The sequence below is a fragment of the Ruegeria sp. B10 genome (assembly GCF_056539825.1).
In genome coordinates, this window is sequence record NZ_JBQFVP010000008.1 from 1 (window position 1) to 16,326 (window position 16,326).

The 16,326-nt window shown below is 55.3% G+C and carries 11 protein-coding genes, 2 tRNA genes and 2 pseudogenes; 12 read left to right on the forward strand and 3 right to left on the reverse strand.

The window, feature by feature from the left end:
- The 4 genes from ACR0J4_RS12100 to ACR0J4_RS12115 all read left to right on the forward strand — a co-directional run.
- Positions 1-197: hypothetical protein (locus ACR0J4_RS12100; RefSeq protein ID WP_480668637.1), on the forward strand; the 197-nt coding region annotated here is incomplete at its 5' end.
- Positions 198-572: 375 nt separating this feature from the next.
- A complete protein-coding gene (locus ACR0J4_RS12105; protein WP_480668639.1) occupies positions 573-2,027 on the forward strand; it encodes a flavin-containing monooxygenase in 1,455 nt (484 codons plus the stop codon).
- Between the two features lies 1 nt (position 2,028).
- Positions 2,029-3,012 (forward strand): alpha/beta fold hydrolase, encoded by a 984-nt coding sequence (locus ACR0J4_RS12110; RefSeq protein WP_170643201.1) that lies wholly within the window; start codon positions 2,029-2,031, stop codon positions 3,010-3,012.
- A 73-nt stretch (positions 3,013-3,085) separates the two neighbouring features.
- Positions 3,086-3,162 (forward strand) — tRNA-Met (locus ACR0J4_RS12115).
- Positions 3,163-4,273: 1,111 nt separating this feature from the next.
- Here ACR0J4_RS12115 and ACR0J4_RS12120 read toward each other — a convergent pair.
- Positions 4,274-4,345 (reverse strand): annotated as a pseudogene (locus tag ACR0J4_RS12120) (hypothetical protein); the annotation flags it as partial.
- Between the two features lie 309 nt (positions 4,346-4,654).
- Here ACR0J4_RS12120 and ACR0J4_RS12125 point away from each other — a divergent pair.
- Positions 4,655-4,729: transfer RNA gene (locus tag ACR0J4_RS12125), tRNA-Gln, on the forward strand.
- 390 nt (positions 4,730-5,119) lie between these two features.
- On the forward strand, positions 5,120-6,067 hold the full coding sequence (locus ACR0J4_RS12130) for a DMT family transporter (RefSeq protein WP_480668641.1): 948 nt from the start codon (positions 5,120-5,122) through the stop codon (positions 6,065-6,067).
- Positions 6,068-6,243: 176 nt separating this feature from the next.
- On the opposite strand, the gene ACR0J4_RS12135 is transcribed toward ACR0J4_RS12130, so the two are convergent.
- Positions 6,244-6,660 (reverse strand): hypothetical protein, encoded by a 417-nt coding sequence (locus ACR0J4_RS12135; RefSeq protein WP_170643200.1) that lies wholly within the window; start codon positions 6,658-6,660, stop codon positions 6,244-6,246.
- Positions 6,661-6,892: 232 nt separating this feature from the next.
- On the opposite strand from ACR0J4_RS12135, the pseudogene ACR0J4_RS12140 reads away from it, so the two are divergent.
- Positions 6,893-7,096, forward strand: a pseudogene (locus ACR0J4_RS12140) (winged helix-turn-helix domain-containing protein); the annotation flags it as partial.
- Positions 7,097-7,684: 588 nt separating this feature from the next.
- Positions 7,685-8,461 (forward strand): tetratricopeptide repeat protein, encoded by a 777-nt coding sequence (locus ACR0J4_RS12145; RefSeq protein WP_480668696.1) that lies wholly within the window; start codon positions 7,685-7,687, stop codon positions 8,459-8,461.
- A 50-nt stretch (positions 8,462-8,511) separates the two neighbouring features.
- Here ACR0J4_RS12145 and ACR0J4_RS12150 read toward each other — a convergent pair whose 3' ends face one another.
- Positions 8,512-10,425, reverse strand: a complete 1,914-nt coding sequence (locus ACR0J4_RS12150) for an adenylate/guanylate cyclase domain-containing protein (RefSeq protein ID WP_170643198.1) — start codon at positions 10,423-10,425, stop codon at positions 8,512-8,514.
- A 639-nt stretch (positions 10,426-11,064) separates the two neighbouring features.
- Here ACR0J4_RS12150 and ACR0J4_RS12155 point away from each other — a divergent pair.
- The 4 genes from ACR0J4_RS12155 to ACR0J4_RS12170 all read left to right on the forward strand — a co-directional run bounded on the left by ACR0J4_RS12155 (position 11,065) and on the right by ACR0J4_RS12170 (position 15,898).
- Entirely contained in the window at positions 11,065-12,615 is a 1,551-nt protein-coding gene (locus ACR0J4_RS12155; protein WP_170643197.1) for a sugar ABC transporter ATP-binding protein, read from the forward strand.
- Between the two features lie 28 nt (positions 12,616-12,643).
- Positions 12,644-13,930, forward strand: coding sequence for an ABC transporter permease (locus ACR0J4_RS12160; RefSeq protein WP_480555328.1), 1,287 nt, complete (start codon positions 12,644-12,646; stop codon positions 13,928-13,930).
- 82 nt (positions 13,931-14,012) lie between these two features.
- Positions 14,013-14,969: a substrate-binding domain-containing protein gene (locus tag ACR0J4_RS12165; protein ID WP_170555929.1), complete on the forward strand. Its 957-nt coding sequence runs from the start codon at positions 14,013-14,015 to the stop codon at positions 14,967-14,969.
- A gap of 116 nt (positions 14,970-15,085) precedes the next feature.
- Positions 15,086-15,898, forward strand: a complete 813-nt coding sequence (locus ACR0J4_RS12170) for a helix-turn-helix domain-containing protein (protein ID WP_170555928.1) — start codon at positions 15,086-15,088, stop codon at positions 15,896-15,898.
- Positions 15,899-16,326 lie beyond the last annotated feature (428 nt).

Below are 16,326 nucleotides of genomic sequence, written 5' to 3' on the forward strand. Positions count from 1 at the left end.
ATCGGAACGCTGTTATTCTCATAAAAACCGCTATCCGCGGTCTTAATGTCCAAATCCGTAAACGGTTCTTTAATCGACATCAATTTCCTCCGTGTTGTCGATTTGATAGGGTGGAAGGCCGTTCTTTTTGCTGGCTCTTCTCTTATGTTATTGCGGTGATCGCACCGGTCGTTCAGGCGCGCGGCTTTAAATCCTGACCCACTCAGGTTCTGTCGCGCCTTGAATTTTTCCTTGTGATTTCGACGTTAAACGGACACCGAAAAGGCGCCTTTGGTTAAGTGGGTTGGTTGGAAAGGCTAGACACTCTTGGCGTGTGTGGTGCTCCGGATTCCGACCTTTTCGGTCGCAATGACGACGGATTCTGCGAGCCTCATTGCCGAAAAGGGGAGTTTTGGCTGATCGCATTCACCGAAAACGACACAGAGACACGTGAAGCTCAACGTAAATTGGTGCTAGTTTGGTAGTATTACCCAACGGGACGCTGTTCAGGGCTGCGCCTGCACTTATAGTCTTTGCCAATACACTCTGGTCGTCTTGAAGAGGGGGGGGGGGGCGTGGATCACAATGTCGATATGCTAATCATCGGGGCCGGGATTTCCGGGCTGACCATGGCGCTTGAGGCGCGCAAACGTGGCCTTCGCAACATCGCCATTCTGGAAAAGGCAGGTGATATCAGCGGGACATGGCGCGAGAATACCTATCCCGGTGTTGCCTGCGATATCCCCTCGCACCTCTATTCGATGGCCACGCATCTAAACCCGAACTGGAGCCGCGCCTATGCGGGAGGGGCCGAGATTCAGGCTTATTTGCAGGGTGTTGCGCGCAATGAAGGCCTTTACGACCTCTGTCATTTTCAGCAGGAGTTGAAGTCGGCCAAATGGGATGGCGCGCGCTGGCAAGTCGAGACGGAGTCGGGGCAGAGCTGGTCGGCGCGGTTTCTGGTTTCGGCCATCGGTGCGTTGCATCATCCCAGTATTCCGGACATTGCAGGGGCCGACAGTTTTCCGGGCCCGACGTTTCATTCTGCGCAATGGGATCACAACGTCTCGGTCGCGGGTAGACGCGTGGCAGTGGTCGGAACGGGTGCCTCGGCGGTGCAATTCGTACCAGAGATCGCCAAGACGGCCCGCCATGTAACGATTTTCCAACGCAGCGCGCCTTATGTTCTGCCGCGTCCTGACGGCCCGATCGCGCCATGGGTTCGCAGGCTGTACGCGCGGATTCCGTTGTTGTCGCGACTGCGGCGCAAGCTGATCTTCGCGGTTTTTGAATACCGCCATCGAGTGTTCCGCGGCGATCCGAAAATGGTGCAATATGCCATGAAGTTGTGGCGAAAAGAGCTTGAACGCGCGATCTCAGACCCTGCCGAAATCGAGAAGCTGACGCCAGATTACCGGATTGGCTGCAAGCGGATCCTCAGTTCGAACGATTGGTATCCGGCGCTTGCGCGCGACAATGTCGACGTCATATCGCAAGCAGTCCGTTCGATTGAAGGAGACAGAATCATCGCAACCGATGGTGGCGAAACGCAGGCCGACGTTCTGATCTGGGGCACCGGATTTCACGTCACCGATATGGTCGAACGCCTCGATATCACCGGGACAGATGACCAGACTTTGCGGAATGCATGGGCGGAGGGTATGCAAGCCAATCTGGGCACTGCCATCGCAGGGTTTCCGAATTTCTTCATCCTGCTCGGGCCGCATACGGGCCTTGGCCACAACTCGGTCGTGCTGATGATTGAGGCTCAGGTCGGCCATATCGGTCGCGTTCTGGACGGGATGCAAAGCCAAGGGCTGGAGTTGGTTGTTCCCGACCCCGCACGGCAAGCCGCATTCACCAAAGAAATGCAGGACCGTCACACCGAAAGTGTTTGGCAGGTCGGAGGGTGCTCGTCTTGGTATCAAGACGCCGAAGGGCGCAACACGACTCTGTGGCCCGGAACAGTTGCAGAGTTTCAAAAACGCATGGCACAATCCGGGTTAGAGCAATACGCCCCGGTTCCAGCCGCAGGCAGCGAGGTTTGATATGACGACGCTTCTTATTCTACTGGCCGTCTTCGCGGTGTTTCTGCTGGCAATGAACCTATGGACCCGTAGCCTGATGCGGGAAGGGCTGAAAACCGTTCCACAGATGGGGCAAATCCTTCCGGTACGCGGTGGGCGCATTCACTACGTTGAAAAAGGTGACCCGAACGCGCAGACCATCGTGATGATCCACGGGCTCGCAGGGCAATTGCAGCACTATACCTACGCACTGGTCGACAAACTGGCCGAGGAGTACCACGTCATCGCGCTTGATCGGCCGGGATGCGGGTATTCCACACGCGACAGCGCCGATCTGGCCCGACTGTCAGAACAAGCGCGGATGATTGCCGAGTTTCTCGAGGCGAAAGAAGTCTCTGGTGCGATTCTGGTTGGGCATTCGCTGGGCGGGGCGGTGTCGCTCGCGATGGCGCTGGACTTTCCCGAAAGGGTAGGCGGGCTGGCGCTGCTTGCCCCGTTGACCCAAAAACTGCCGGGAACGCCGGCGGTTTTCAGACCGTTGGAGATTCGCACGCAATGGCTGCGACGCTTGATTGGCAACACGCTGGCCGTTCCCATCGCAGCAAAAACCGCACCGCACACACTGGGCGCAGTGTTCGACCCTGAAACGTCGCCTTCGGATTTTCTGGATCGCGCGGGCGGCGCCCTTGGCCTGCGCCCCTCGGCCTTTGTCACGGCGTCCGAGGATGTGATCGGCGTTGATCTCAGCATCTCCGAGCAAGTCGCCCGCTATGATGCGCTCCGGACACCGGGCGCCATTCTCTATGGTACTGAGGATGCAATCCTGTCGGCGCCTCACCATGGCCCTCCAATGGAGCGCTTCGGGCTGGGATATAAGGTGATTGACGGAGCAGGGCACATGATCCTGATCACCGAGCCTGACCGCTGCGCCGCTTTCATCGCCGGTGTCGCCTCTGGCATTGCGGCGAGCGCTGCTCTGCCGCAGGAGGGGCAGCCGACGAACTGAAAGAATCCGCTAGTTGGGGGTGTTTTCCCTCTTGACCCTCCCTGACCGCTCCCTTAAATCGCCTCTCACTCATGGCGGAGTAGCTCAGTTGGTTAGAGCAGCGGAATCATAATCCGCGTGTCGGGGGTTCAAGTCCCTCCTCCGCTACCAAATACCCCTCTCAATGCATTGTTTGTACTCAGGTATTTTGGGAGTTCCCTTAACCTTGCCATATTTTGCGCACACAGCGCTCTAAGTTGAACGTCGGAGCGTTTGCAACTTAATCGATTGTCTTTCTTCATCCAAAGCTGCCCAACTTCGACGAATGTTTGTATCTTTTCGAGTAGGTTGCCTCGAATGCGCTTCTAGTAAATTGCCACAATACTGATCTTAAGTATTCTCTGCAGATCCCAAGGTGATTGTGGTGTCCGAACCCCGTTCGCTTAGCTGACAGGCATATTGGGGACCTCTGCGGCAATTGTGGGCTTTCCCTATTCGTAAGGCGGTGGAGCAAGTGGCAGCTGCAAACCCCTTTATTGATAGGGGCAGGCCCTTGCTGAACGGGCCGGTAATTCCGCCTACTACTGGGCGTCTTGAACGCAGATTTCGCGATGCAAAAGGTGCTACATGGGGTCTTCGTTAAAGTGCGAATGTGTATTTAGTTTCCACTTTCTCGCCCACAAGTCCGCATATTCCTGCATTAGCTCCGGCCTATCTTCAAGCACCGCCATGAGTTGACAAGCGGCCCACATCGCTGCGTAGCCGTCGGCGTCTTCGCTTTCTAACTGAAATGCGTTCATTGCAGCGGTGTAAGGGGTTGAGGGCTCGTGCATCTGCCAAAAAGTTCCTTCAAGTCAATAAAAAAGAAAACCCTGACAAGAAACCAACGGCAACCCAAACTGAAGTAGCTGAAAAGGTCAAAGCAAGGTCCAACATCCATTCACCCCCTGAATTTCATTGCGCATCTCGGCCATCAGACTTTTCAGGCAAGGATTCATACAGGAGTATTAAAGAACACGGTTGAACACGCAGAAAACAGGCCGTTAACATTCGGTTCACGAATGGAGATCCGCAACCCAGCCGGGTCTGACGTCGCATCACCTTTGAGGCGACCCTGAGCGGCCCATTGTTTAGTGTGCAGCCCAATCTGACTGGTCCAAGTTGATTGATAGTGCATCATCGGCCTGTGATTCATCGCTACGATGGTTTCGGGCGCTGGCGGACGATAGCCCAAATTCACTTTGGGGGCGTTTTGTGTTGTAGTGTCTCCTCCATTGTTCGATCAGGATTTGTGCTTTGCGCAGGTTGTAAAGATTTCGCCGTTGAGTAGCTCGTCCCTGACACGGCCATTGTAGCTTTCGCAGTATCCGTTCCGCCATGGGCTCCCAAATTCAACGTAAGCCGTCCGGGCACCGAGGTCAGCAAAGGTGACAGTGCCAGGCCTGAATTCGAACTCACAGGATCTAAGTTCCGAGGGATCTTAGTGCCCTTGTTTGTCTATCCCGAGACTGGCGCTTGGCGATATCGGTGTCGAAAACAGGTCAAAGGAACCCCGCCGCGGACGCAGCAGCAAGCGCGACCAAAATTTTTTCTAGACGGCCCACTTTTTTATCTGAATCCTCTTGAACCCTGCCAGCAACAATCGTAGACAGCCGCTCACCGATGGGGTGTAGCCAAGTGGTAAGGCAGCGGTTTTTGGTACCGTGTATCGTAGGTTCGAATCCTACCACCCCAGCCACCTTTTCCAGAAAAGCCAGGAAAATAAGGGTCAACAGAGCCTCCGGAAACTGTGACACATGCTGTGACACAGCCGGCCGGAAATCGACCCAGCTGTCGGTTGCGCAAACCTGGATCTATACGCGTGGGCCATTTCAGCGGCATCTGCGCCTGCTCGATGTGTTGTTAGGCGCACCGCTCGCGTTTCGTAGACTTGATCGATCGCGCCGGGTGCAACAACGCCGTCTTCTTGAGAAAACGAAATCGAGACGATGCGACTGTGCGGCCCGTCAGAGGAGACATTCGCCGCGAGCGCTATATCCAATTCAACCCGAACTCGTGGATTGCAAGGCTTTTGCCTGTGGTCGTATTGAGAACAGACACGCATTTGGCGACATCTCTAAATGAAACGATGACCTCTGCTGAACCCATACCTCAATCTCCGGATCGTACCCTTGTCGGCGTTGCGCTGATGCTGGGGTTTTGCCTAACCGCTCCTTTGCTGGATGTGTCTGCGAAACTCGCGTCGACCAGCGTGCCGGTTGGGCAGATTACGGCTGCTCGGTTTGTGGTGCAATGCGCGTTGATGGCGCCTTTCATCTGGATAATGGGACTGTCGTTGCGCGTGGCGAAAGGTCAGGTGATGGTGCTGGTTTTACGCTCATTGCTGCTGGTGTTCGCAACATTTTGCTTCATTGCCGCGATCCGGGTGATGCCCCTTGCCGATGCGCTGGCAATCGTGTTCGTGGCCCCGTTCATCGTCTTGTTGGTCGGCAAGTTCTATCTTGGTGAAGCCGTCGGCCCACGTCGCGTTGGCGCGGCGCTTGCGGGGTTTGTCGGGGTGTTGTTCGTTATCCAGCCCAGTTTCGCAGCTTTCGGCGCGGTTGCCATTATTCCGCTTGGCACGGCAGTTGCCTTCGCTTTCTACATTCTTTTGACCCGGGGGTTGTCGCGTCGGGTGCACCCAGTGACCCTGCAATTCCACACCGGCCTGATCGCCAGCCTGTTTTGCATTCCAGCTCTAATTGTTGCGCAAGGTTCCGGCTCTGATTTGTTTGATCCCGTTTGGCCGACAGACATCGCGTTGTTGTGGCTTTTGGGCGCTGGCTTTTTTGCGACGGTGAGTCACATGATGATGACCTATGCGCTGTCTTTTGCGCCTTCCGCCACGCTGGCACCGCTGCAGTATTTTGAGCTGCCGGTCGCGACCTTGTTCGGCTATCTTGTCTTCAATGACTTCCCGAACACGCTTAGTCTGCTTGGCATTGCCATCATCATCGGTGCGGGGCTGTATATGATACATCGTGAAAGGGTGGCGGCCAGACAGTTGGTCGCCGTGCGTGCCGTGCCTCCAATCTAAGGCTATACGCCCGGCCCTTAGCGGACACCGGCAGTGTTCGACCTATGACAAACCATTTCCGCTCAAGTCGGACATTCACCGCGCATGGAGAACAGAGCAGCTGATTTCGTGCCTGCCATTTCTCCTCAGCCAGAAAAATGGCAGGTCCAGTGTCAGAACCAGTTTGAGACCGAAACTCAGAGACCGGTAGACGGTTCAAAGCTGTGCAGCTCGAAAGTTCTCTTTCCGTCGGCACTGAACTTATGGACCGTGTCCCCGACACGTAGAACTGTCATACAGCGATAGCGCCCCTTGTCGGCTGCCATGGAAACGCAAACCTTATCCGTATCGGTGATGGCAAATGCGCCGGCACCGTTCCATCCACCGTTCGTAAGTTCTCCGCTCACGATATTGTTGGGGTCATAGAAAAAGCGAAATCTCTTCTCTCCAGAGGTGGCTGTGACAGTATTTCCGATCAAGAGCTCTGCGATCTGATCGGCATTGAGGCGCTCGGCACCGTTATCCAACGCCGCCTCAAGATCCGTTTCAGCCAATGCAGTGCTCCCCGCCAGAGCGACCGAAGCCGCGATGCAAAGTTTTTTCAGTTGGGCCATATCCAATCTCCTTATTATTTTGAGTAATGCTACGGAACACTAACCCCCGGAAACGTTACGCCGGGCGAACGCGCCGGGCTTGATCGGAATCTGATTTTTTCTGACATTCATCTGACAATCCGCAAACTTCGTTGAGCCAAGGACATGGCGGAGTGTAGGTTTGAGTATGTACCGTTTCTTAGAGTTCCAACTTGATCCGACACAGGGATAGAACCGCAGTGGCCAACCGGTTGCTTTGGAACCTCAGGCCCTGCAATTGCTGGAATTTCTCGTCAGGAACCGAGACAGGATTGTTGGCAAGCAAGAGATCATTGATGAGATTTGGGGCGGCGCTGCGATCACGGATGCCGCGTTGAACACGCGCATTCGATCCGTGCGCAAAGCCTTGGGCGATACTGCGGCAAGCTCAGACTACATCAAGACCTTTCCAAAGCGCGGGTTCCAATTTGTGGCCCCGGTTGCATCGGATGAGCCGCCGGAGCGCACTACCCACGCGCCCAAACGCGGCGTTCTTGTTGCGGGCGTTCTGTTGGCTTTGGCAATCGCTATGCTGTCGCTCTCCATATTTGCTGACCGGCAGCGATTGCCGGACACCGGGAAACCCTCTTTGGCCGTTGTGCAGTTTGACAATATCGGGGACGAAAGAACGGGTCAGTATTTCGTCGATGGTCTCACCGACGACCTGATCGCGCATCTGTCGCGGAACCGGGAACTCTTCGTTGTGTCCAGCGCGACGATGTTCTCGTACGCGAAGGATAAGGCAACCCCGATCGAAATCGCACGCGACCTTGGGGTTGGCTATGTTGTCCGCGGCAGTGTCCGCCGCGCCGATGGTCAGATGCGCATTAGCGGAGAGCTTATTGATGTCGACAGCGCCGAAACCATCTGGGCCGAGGTTTTTGATCGTCAGGTAACGGATGTCTTTGACGTTCAGGACGAGATCAGCCGGGCCATCACGGGTCAGTTATTGCCTGAGATATACCAGTCCGGCGAAGCACGGTCGCAGGAAAAACCGACCGAGGACATGGGTGCATGGGATCTGTATTTGCGCGGTCGGGCGCAGCAGGCCGTGTTTTCGCAAGAGGCACAGCAGGACGCGGTGACGTTTGCGCAGTCCGCTATCGCTGCGGATCCGGAATTCGCAGCAGCGCACAGCCTGTTAGCCCGCGCGCTGGGAACGATATTCTTCTTTCAGTGGTCAGATACGCCTCAGGACACGTTGATTGCCGCGACTGAGGCGGCCAAACGGTCAATTGAACTGGACGATCAGGACGCGCAGGCACATGCGGCTCTTGGTTATATTTACCGATTTACCGGAGAGGCCGATCCAGCCATCGCAAATCTCGAGCGCGCTGTCGCGCTCAATCCCAATGATGCGCGTATACGGCTGGAATTGGCGCATACTTATGACTGGTTCCGCATGCAGGACCACGCCCTGCCCGAGATAGAGATGGCAATCCGGCTAAGTCCACGCGATCCGATGCTGCAAAACATGTACTTCTACCAAGGGCACATCCTGTTTCATCTGGAGCGCTACGAAGAAGCGCTTGACGCAGCCCGGCAGTTGGGCGCGGTGGCAACAAGCAATACTTGGCGGCTGTTTCACCACCTGTTGAGCGCGGCCACTCTTGCCGAGATGGGCAGACAAGACGAAGCCCAAGAGGCCGTTAACAATGCGCTTGAGATCAACCCCAAGCTGTCAATCTCAGCGATGCGCAGGCAATTCGCAGGATCAAAAAACCACCCCGAAAACCGACGGATCTGGTTGGCAAGTTTGCAAAAGGCGGGCGTGCCCGAATAAAAATCGGCGCCAGACTTGGCACTACTCTGTGCCGTACCGCGCTCCGTCGGTCAGCCTGCACTATCCTGAAGCGGGGCAAACCGCCCCTCGGGCATGTCCACAGCTCTGTAGGCTTCGACGAAAGGCAGGATGTGTTCATCCGGGCGCGCAAAGCGCCGATACATCCAGACAATGTCAGCAATTTTTATCCCCGGACGAGTTTTGTTCAGCCTCTCCCGCGCGGCAATGGCGGCGTCGCGCGGACCCAGTTCAGCCAGAATTGCGACTTCGATTGAGACCGACCACCAAATGTCCGGCTGTGCCCCTTTGCGATAAGTGCTCAGCGCTGTTTCATAATCCCCGTTCAGGAAATGATACTCGGCCAGCGCCTGATACCAGTTTGGGTCTGCTGCATTTGGGTCTAGCGCGATTGCATTTTCGACGAGCGCAGCCCCCAAATCCAGACGCCCGGACCAAATGAACTCATAGCCGATCTGCCCTTGCAGATACCGATCTGTCCCCAATGTCAGCGCCGTTTCAGCAGACGAGAAGAACCCGTCGAGATCGCGTTGAATCTGAAGCACAAGCGACAGAAGGAAGTGAGCGCGGGCAGAAAGTGGGTTCAGCGACACCGCGTTCCGAGCCGCCTCTTCCGCGCGTTGGATTTTCTCATCCTGTGTCCCTGGATACAGCCCGGTGAAAAGCTTCACATCCGTTAGCAGGGCCTCGGCCAATTGCGCCCACCCGCGCCAATACTCGGGTTCGTCTTCTACAACCCGCAGGATACAGCCGCGGACGCGCTCTTGAATATCTCGTCGGTTTAGAAAACCAACGCGCAGCAGGGAACATTCATAAGACGAGAGATGTTCCGGAAGTTTCGCGCGCGCATGACCTGCGTGAATGCGCTTGATAGCCCCGCCCGCGTCACCCACAGCCGAGGCCACTTTTTCGGTAATGTTCAGCTGAACGTCCAGAATATTTGAAGTCGTGAGGCTTTCGTCATACGCCCCCGACCAGACTTGAAGCCCCGAGGTAGTGTCTATCAATCGCGCTGTCACGCGCAGACGATCTGCAACCTGCCGGACAGAACCTTCCAGCGCATAGTCCGCGCCGAATTTCTGCCGGATACTGAGCGGGTCTTTTTCGTCCGGTCCAACGGAATGGGTGGATTGGCGGGACAATACATTGAGGTCCTGATAGCTCCCCAGCTCAACGATGATGTCTTCGCCTATGCCAACAGCCAATAAATCGCGGGCGTCCGTATTGCTAAGGTTTTGAAATGGTAGAACCGCAACGGTCGGACCTGTTGGCTCCGTCAACAGAGCAGCTTCATCAAAGGTCATGGCATCAACCGGCTCGTGACCAAAGCCGATCCACCACGTTAACAAGCCGACAAAGCCCAAACCAACCAGCACCGATGCACCTGTTATCAATGGAAGCTTGCTTGATCGCCGTTTGGAGGCGGGCTCTCTGTCGAGCACGACGCGGAAAACCCGAACCGGTTCAGCGATGTTTTTCAGGGTTTTCAGACCGAGATCCTCAAATCCGGCATCCACCTTGCCCATCGCCTGCTGTGCGACACTCTCAGAAATCGCGACACCGCCTGGATCAGCCAGACCTTCAATGCGGGATGCAATATTCACCCCGTCACCATATAGGTCACCATCAGCGATCATGACATCACCGAGGTTTACACCGATCCGAAGCTGCAACCGCGACCCGTTGGCGAGGGTCGGAGCAGCCTCAGCCATTGCCCGCTGGATCGCGACGCCACAGTTTACGGCATCGATAACCGAAGCAAACTCGACAAGAGCACCATCCCCCATCACCTTGAAGAGGCGCCCGTGATGTCTTGTAATTGCGGGATCAAAAACCTCTGAACGCAGAGTTTTGAGAGCGGACAATACCCTTGCCTCGTCGCTGCCCATCAACGACGAATACCCAACGACATCGGCAGCCATGATCGCGGCGAGTCGGCGCTGCATAGGACCCTCCTGTTCACAGTCTAACGGATGTCACGAAGTCTCGACAATGCGTGCACTTCTGGTAGTCCAACCAATTTGGCTGTCATGGTACAAACTGGATGTCCGCTTCCCCGCGACGAATCCTACTCTTTGCAGGTGCTGCGAAAGTCCGCTTCCCGCCCGGACGTCCGAAAGAAGTAACGGCCTAAGGCCGTCGTTGGCTACCGCCTTTCGCGAACGATCTCAGCAAGTTTCTTCGCAAGAAAGCTCCCTTCGAAATCGGCTGCGAAGTTATCGACTAACTTCGCACTGTCGAGAGAAATACCCAAAATATTTTCACTGGTGAAACACTCAAAATGAGTAATGTTAGTCGGACGATCAAGGCAAGCGGGTGGGAATTCAGTGGTGGCTTTTCTTGCCTTAAATTGTCCAAGATAAACGCAAGACTCCAATTATTAATATAAATAACAAATCACTAAGAAGGTTTAGAAAGTTCGAAACCTGCACTATGTTTGCCGACTTCAAGGTCGTATCAAGCACTTAAGCAGTTCCTCTTTTACTCCAGGGAAAAAACCTATTGACGCTCCACCAGCGCTTATGGTTTCGTATATGAAACCGTTTTACGGAGAATCGTTTAGATCGGCGAAGGGAGGCGCTGTGATGGCGAAACAAGAATCCGCACTGCGTGCGCAACAAGGAACCGAAAGCCAGATCACAGTGTCCCTCAGCGGGATTGGCATGTCATTTTCAGGCGTATCTGTTCTGAGGGATGTCGACCTCGTTTTCGACGGTGGCGAAATCCATACTTTGATGGGCGAGAATGGCGCCGGGAAAAGCACGCTGGTCAGAATCATCTCTGGCGTACAGAAACCCACATTTGGAAAATTCCAGATTGATGGTGAAACTGTAGAATTCGATGCCCCGCGCGATGCCGAAAAACACGGCATCGTCATCATGCATCAAGAGCTCAGCCTGATCCCGGAAATGACAGTGGCCGAAAATGTCCTGCTTGGGCATGAGCCCCGGAAGTTCGGCGCGTTCATCGACCGCAAAGCGCTGAGGGAGAAGGCAAAGAAGGCGTTGGCTCGATTTGGCTTCACGCTGGACATCGACACCCCGGTCAAAGATTTGCGTGTAGGCGAGCAGCAACTTGTCGAAATCGCTCGCGCTTTGTTGATGAATGCGCGGCTGCTGATCATGGACGAACCTACCTCAGCCCTGTCGCAAGCTGAAGCTGACATTCTGATGGAAGTTGTGCGCGATCTGGCCCTACAGGGGGTTGCCGTAGTCTACATCTCGCACCGAATGGATGAAGTGTTTGAAATCTCAGACCGGGTTACGGTTTTGCGTGATGGCAACCTGATCGGCACGCGGCTGGCCACCGAAACGACGTCAGCCGAACTGATCCGCATGATGGTTGGGCGCACGGTCGAGATCAACGCCGTTGAACGTCAGAATCCGGCGACCGATGAAACCGTATTGCAGGTCGCCAACCTTTCGGCCTGGGATGGCAAACGCAAAGTGCTGGACGATGTTTCATTTGACCTAAAACGTGGAGAGATTCTGGGTATTGGCGGCCTTCTGGGTGCAGGTCGTACTGAGTTACTCGAGACGCTTTTCGGCGCACGAGGTGCCAGTTATCAGGGTGAGATAACGCTGGAAGGTAAACAGCTACGGCCCGTTAAACCTCAGGACGGGGTGCGCAGTGGATTGGCCCTGATCACTGAGGATCGCAAAGGCAACGGTCTGATTCTTGATCGCTCAATCTCATCAAACGTGGCGTTGCCGTTGATGCCTTTGCAGTCCAGTTTCGGCCGGTTTTCCGAGGCCGAGCAGCGCAAGCAAGCGCTTAAAGCCATTGAAACACTTAAGGTTGCGGCAACTGGCCCCGAGCATCCAGTTGGCAAGCTCAGCGGCGGCAATCAGCAAAAAGTTGTTCTGGGCAAGTGGTTGGCAACACAGCCCCGTGTCCTTCTGCTGGATGAGCCCACTCGCGGAATCGACATCGGTGCAAAGGACGAAATTTATGACCTGGTCGGACGACTGGCGGATCAGGGTATCTCGGTTTTGTTCGCAAGTTCTGAGCTTTCTGAGTTCATGGCCGTATGTGACCGCATGATTGTGCTGTGCGAAGGCCAGATGGCCGGAGAGTTGTCTCGAAAAGAAATGTCCGTGGATTCAATCAAGGCCCTGGCGATGCAGTTCCGCTAACTGCCCCGGCCCACAAAAGAGAAAAGACATGACCGTTATGGAACCCAACAGCCCGACAGTGAAACAAGACCGCCCAGGTGCGGCAATGTTCATGCAGCTCTTGAACAAAACCAAACTGTATTGGGGACTGTTCGCCCTGATCCTGTTTGGTGCGCTGACCTCGCCCCTCTCCTCGAAGGGCAACAACATCTTTCTGTCATTGGGGAACCTGACGGACATCCTGCGTCAGGTTTCGGTCACCGGAATTGTCGCGGTTGGGATGACGATGGTGATTTTCATCGCTGGCATCGATCTGTCCGTGGGCTCTGTCATGGCTTTGGGTACGGTGATCTGCGCCATGCTGCTCACACAGGAAGGTTGGACCGCCGCAAGCTATTTCGGCGTTCCTGCGACCGGGATTGTCCTTTTTGTGACCATCGCGGCCCTGATTTTTTTCGTGCAAAGCAACCTGAACCGTACTTCTGAAACAGCAGCGACAACAAGCGCGCCGTCGCGGATGCTGAGCCGTCTGATCGCGGCTGCAATCGCAATTGGCGTGATGGTCTGGCTTGCCGGACAGGTCATGCCGAAATTCGGTGTTCTGGCCGTGCTGATCGTGGTGCCTTGCATCGGGGCCGTCATGGGCACGGTGAACGGAGCGCTGATCGTCTATGGCCGTCTGCAACCATTTATCGTGACGCTGGCGATGATGGTGGGTGCGCTGGGTCTGGCGCGCGTCATTGCCGGGCAAGATACGGCTGTTTACCCGGTCTACACCGGCAGCAATGCGACGGAAAGTTTCGAAGTGCTGCGTGAGTTGCTGTGGGGCGTCCTGCCCGTACCCGGGCTTTTCTTCCTTGGCGTCCTGTTGGTCTTTTTCCTGATCACACGGTTCACCACTTTTGGCAGCTACCTTATGGCCATCGGCGGCAATGAAGAGGCCGCACGTCTGGCTGGTATCAATGTGGGTCGCAACAAGATCATCACCTACGCGTTGGCCGGGGGCCTGTCGGCACTCGCTGGGGTGCTTTATGTGGCGCAATTCCGGCAGGGTAAACCGGATGCCGGATTGGGACTGGAACTGGATGCGATCGCAGCCGTTGTGATCGGTGGCACCAGCCTCATGGGCGGTCGTGGTGCCATCATGGGGACTTTTGTTGGGGTGCTGATCTTTGGTTTCCTCAGCAACATCCTGCAACTCAACAACATCGACAGCAACACGCAGCTGGTGCTCAAGGGCATCATCATCGTGGTCGCCGTCCTGCTTCAGGAAGGGCGATTTGAAGAGATCTTTGTCATGGCGAAAGAGCGCCTCGGCAGAGGGAGGAGGCTCTAACCTCAGATCTTGGCGGACCAAGGTTAGAGCAATCAGAACGCGGGAATTTGGAGAAACCCGCATCATGACTAAGGAGTAGACTATGAAAAGAAGAACATTTGGCAAGGGCCTGATGGCCGCCACCGCGCTCGTAACCTCGTTTTCGGCCTCGATGGTACTTGCGGCTGACAACTATGTGATCGGTTTTTCGCAGGTAACTACAGTTGAGCCCTGGCGTGTCCAGTTCAACAAAGACCTGCGTGCCGAAGCTGACCAGCACAACAACGTCGAACTGATCATCGCGGACGCCAACGACCGCACTGAAAAGCAGGTGGCGGATGTCGAAAACTTTATCCGTCAGGAAGTGGATGCGATCCTGATCTCGCCCAAGGAATCCGCTGGTCTGACCGGTGTGGTCGAACAGGCCTCCGACGCGGGTATCCCTGTTTTCGTTCTGGACCGCAACGTGGACACCGACAAGTTCGTCCAGTGGGTTGGCGGAGACAACGAACTGATCGGCCGCGAAGCCGGTAAGTTCGCGCTGGACCAACTGGGCGGCTCGGGTGTGGCCAAAGGCACCATTGTTGAAATCTGGGGTGGTCTGGGCACTCAGGCCGCGCATGACCGCGCCAACGGTTTCCACGAGGCCTTTGACGGCGAAGAAGGCGTGACCTTCCTGCTCGATCAGCAATCGGGCGATTGGAAACAAGATCAGGCGTACGACATCATGTCGACCGCCCTGCGCAACTATGAGGACATCACCATGGTCTATGGCCACAACGATCCGATGGCCTATGGCGCTTATCTGGCCGCCAAAGACGCGGGCCGCGCAGATGACATCATCTTCATTGGTGTTGACGCCCTGCCAGGTGAAGGCGTGACCTGGGTTGCCAACGGCGAACTGTCAGCAACATTCCTGTACCCGACCCCGGGCGCCGAAGGACTGCGTCAGGCCCTGAAGCACCTGAAAGGTGAAGAAGTGCCAAAGTCGGTCGTTATGGGCACCGAGGCAATCACTGCCGATAACGCAGGTGAAATCCTGAAGAAGAACGGACTGTAAAAAAAAACAATCAGACCGGTTTCCTTTCTCCTCCCTGTCGGGGTGGCCGGTCGGACACGCAGGGGCTTGCGCCCCTGCCGTCTTTTTTGAGAAAGCTTCGAAAAAAGGTGCCGCGAATGTCCGAGCAAAAAACGAAACTCCAAAAATACTCCGCTCCCGCTTTGGAGAAGGGATTGGATATTCTTGAGTTTCTTTCTCTGTCGGACACTGCCCCTACCCTGTCTCAGCTTGCTCAAGGTATTGGCCGTTCGAAAAACGAAATCTTCCGCATGATGATCGTGCTGGAGGAACGCGGTTACATCGATCGCCAGGAAGGTGATCTGTTCAAACTAACTGGAAAGCTCGCTTTGCTGGGTGGAGACCGCACAGATAACAGCAAACTCGCAGAATTGGCTGAACCTTACATGAACCGTTTGGCCGAAGAAATCGAACTGTCCAACCACCTTTGGGTACCAAATGGCAAAGACGAGCTGATTGTGATCAACAGTGTCTCGTCGTCTCAAAACTATGGTGTCACGGTGCAAGTCGGTTACACAACGCCTGTGTTTCCGACATCCGCCGGGGCGTGTTTTCTTTCGGAAATTGCATCACGCGAAGATCGCTTGGCCTATCTTCGCAAAATAGCATCAGGTGAAAATCCGGTGTCGCTGCAAGAGTTTTCTGATCAAGCGGCAGTCTGCGCCGATCAGAACTACATCTCGCTCGGCAGCCCCGAGAGCAACGCCATAAGCGAGATTTCAACTCCCATTCGCCATGGAATGGGTCAATCGGTCATCGCGTCGCTGACGATTCCGCATTTTGCTTCCGCCCTGATCGACAACCGGCGCGAATTTGTCATTGATGCGCTGAAAACGACGGCGGCTCAGTTACAAGCCAGCGTGGCGACCCGAATGCCCTTGCCCCGCACGCCTTGGTATCAATTCACCTGACAATCTGCAGATGAAACCATCCGGCCCACCCAAAGGGCAGGCCGGGCTGCGTGAGTGGTTGTACTTAGTCGTACAGAACGGCCGAGATTTTCGAAGCGACGGCTCCTGCTCTTTGTAGGCGCAGCGAAAGTCAGCTTTACCGCCCAAACTCGTCAGTGCTGTGCCTGCTGCTCCTATTAACCGGAGTTTTGCCATGGCCCTGGGACTTCAAGCGTTCGCGCCGGCGTGCAAAGTCTTGCTCGAAGTGCAAAGCTATCCCTGAACCTACACCCGCTAAGCAGACCCTGATGCCGACAGCATTGAAGTTCCGCTGGCCTCCCAAATCCCGCGCAAGTCGTATGACCAGCGAACTCTCTAACATCTAAAAAGTCAAAAGCAGAGCAGTGAGGCACAATGCTGGACTCAAACCAATATCCTAACACTACCCA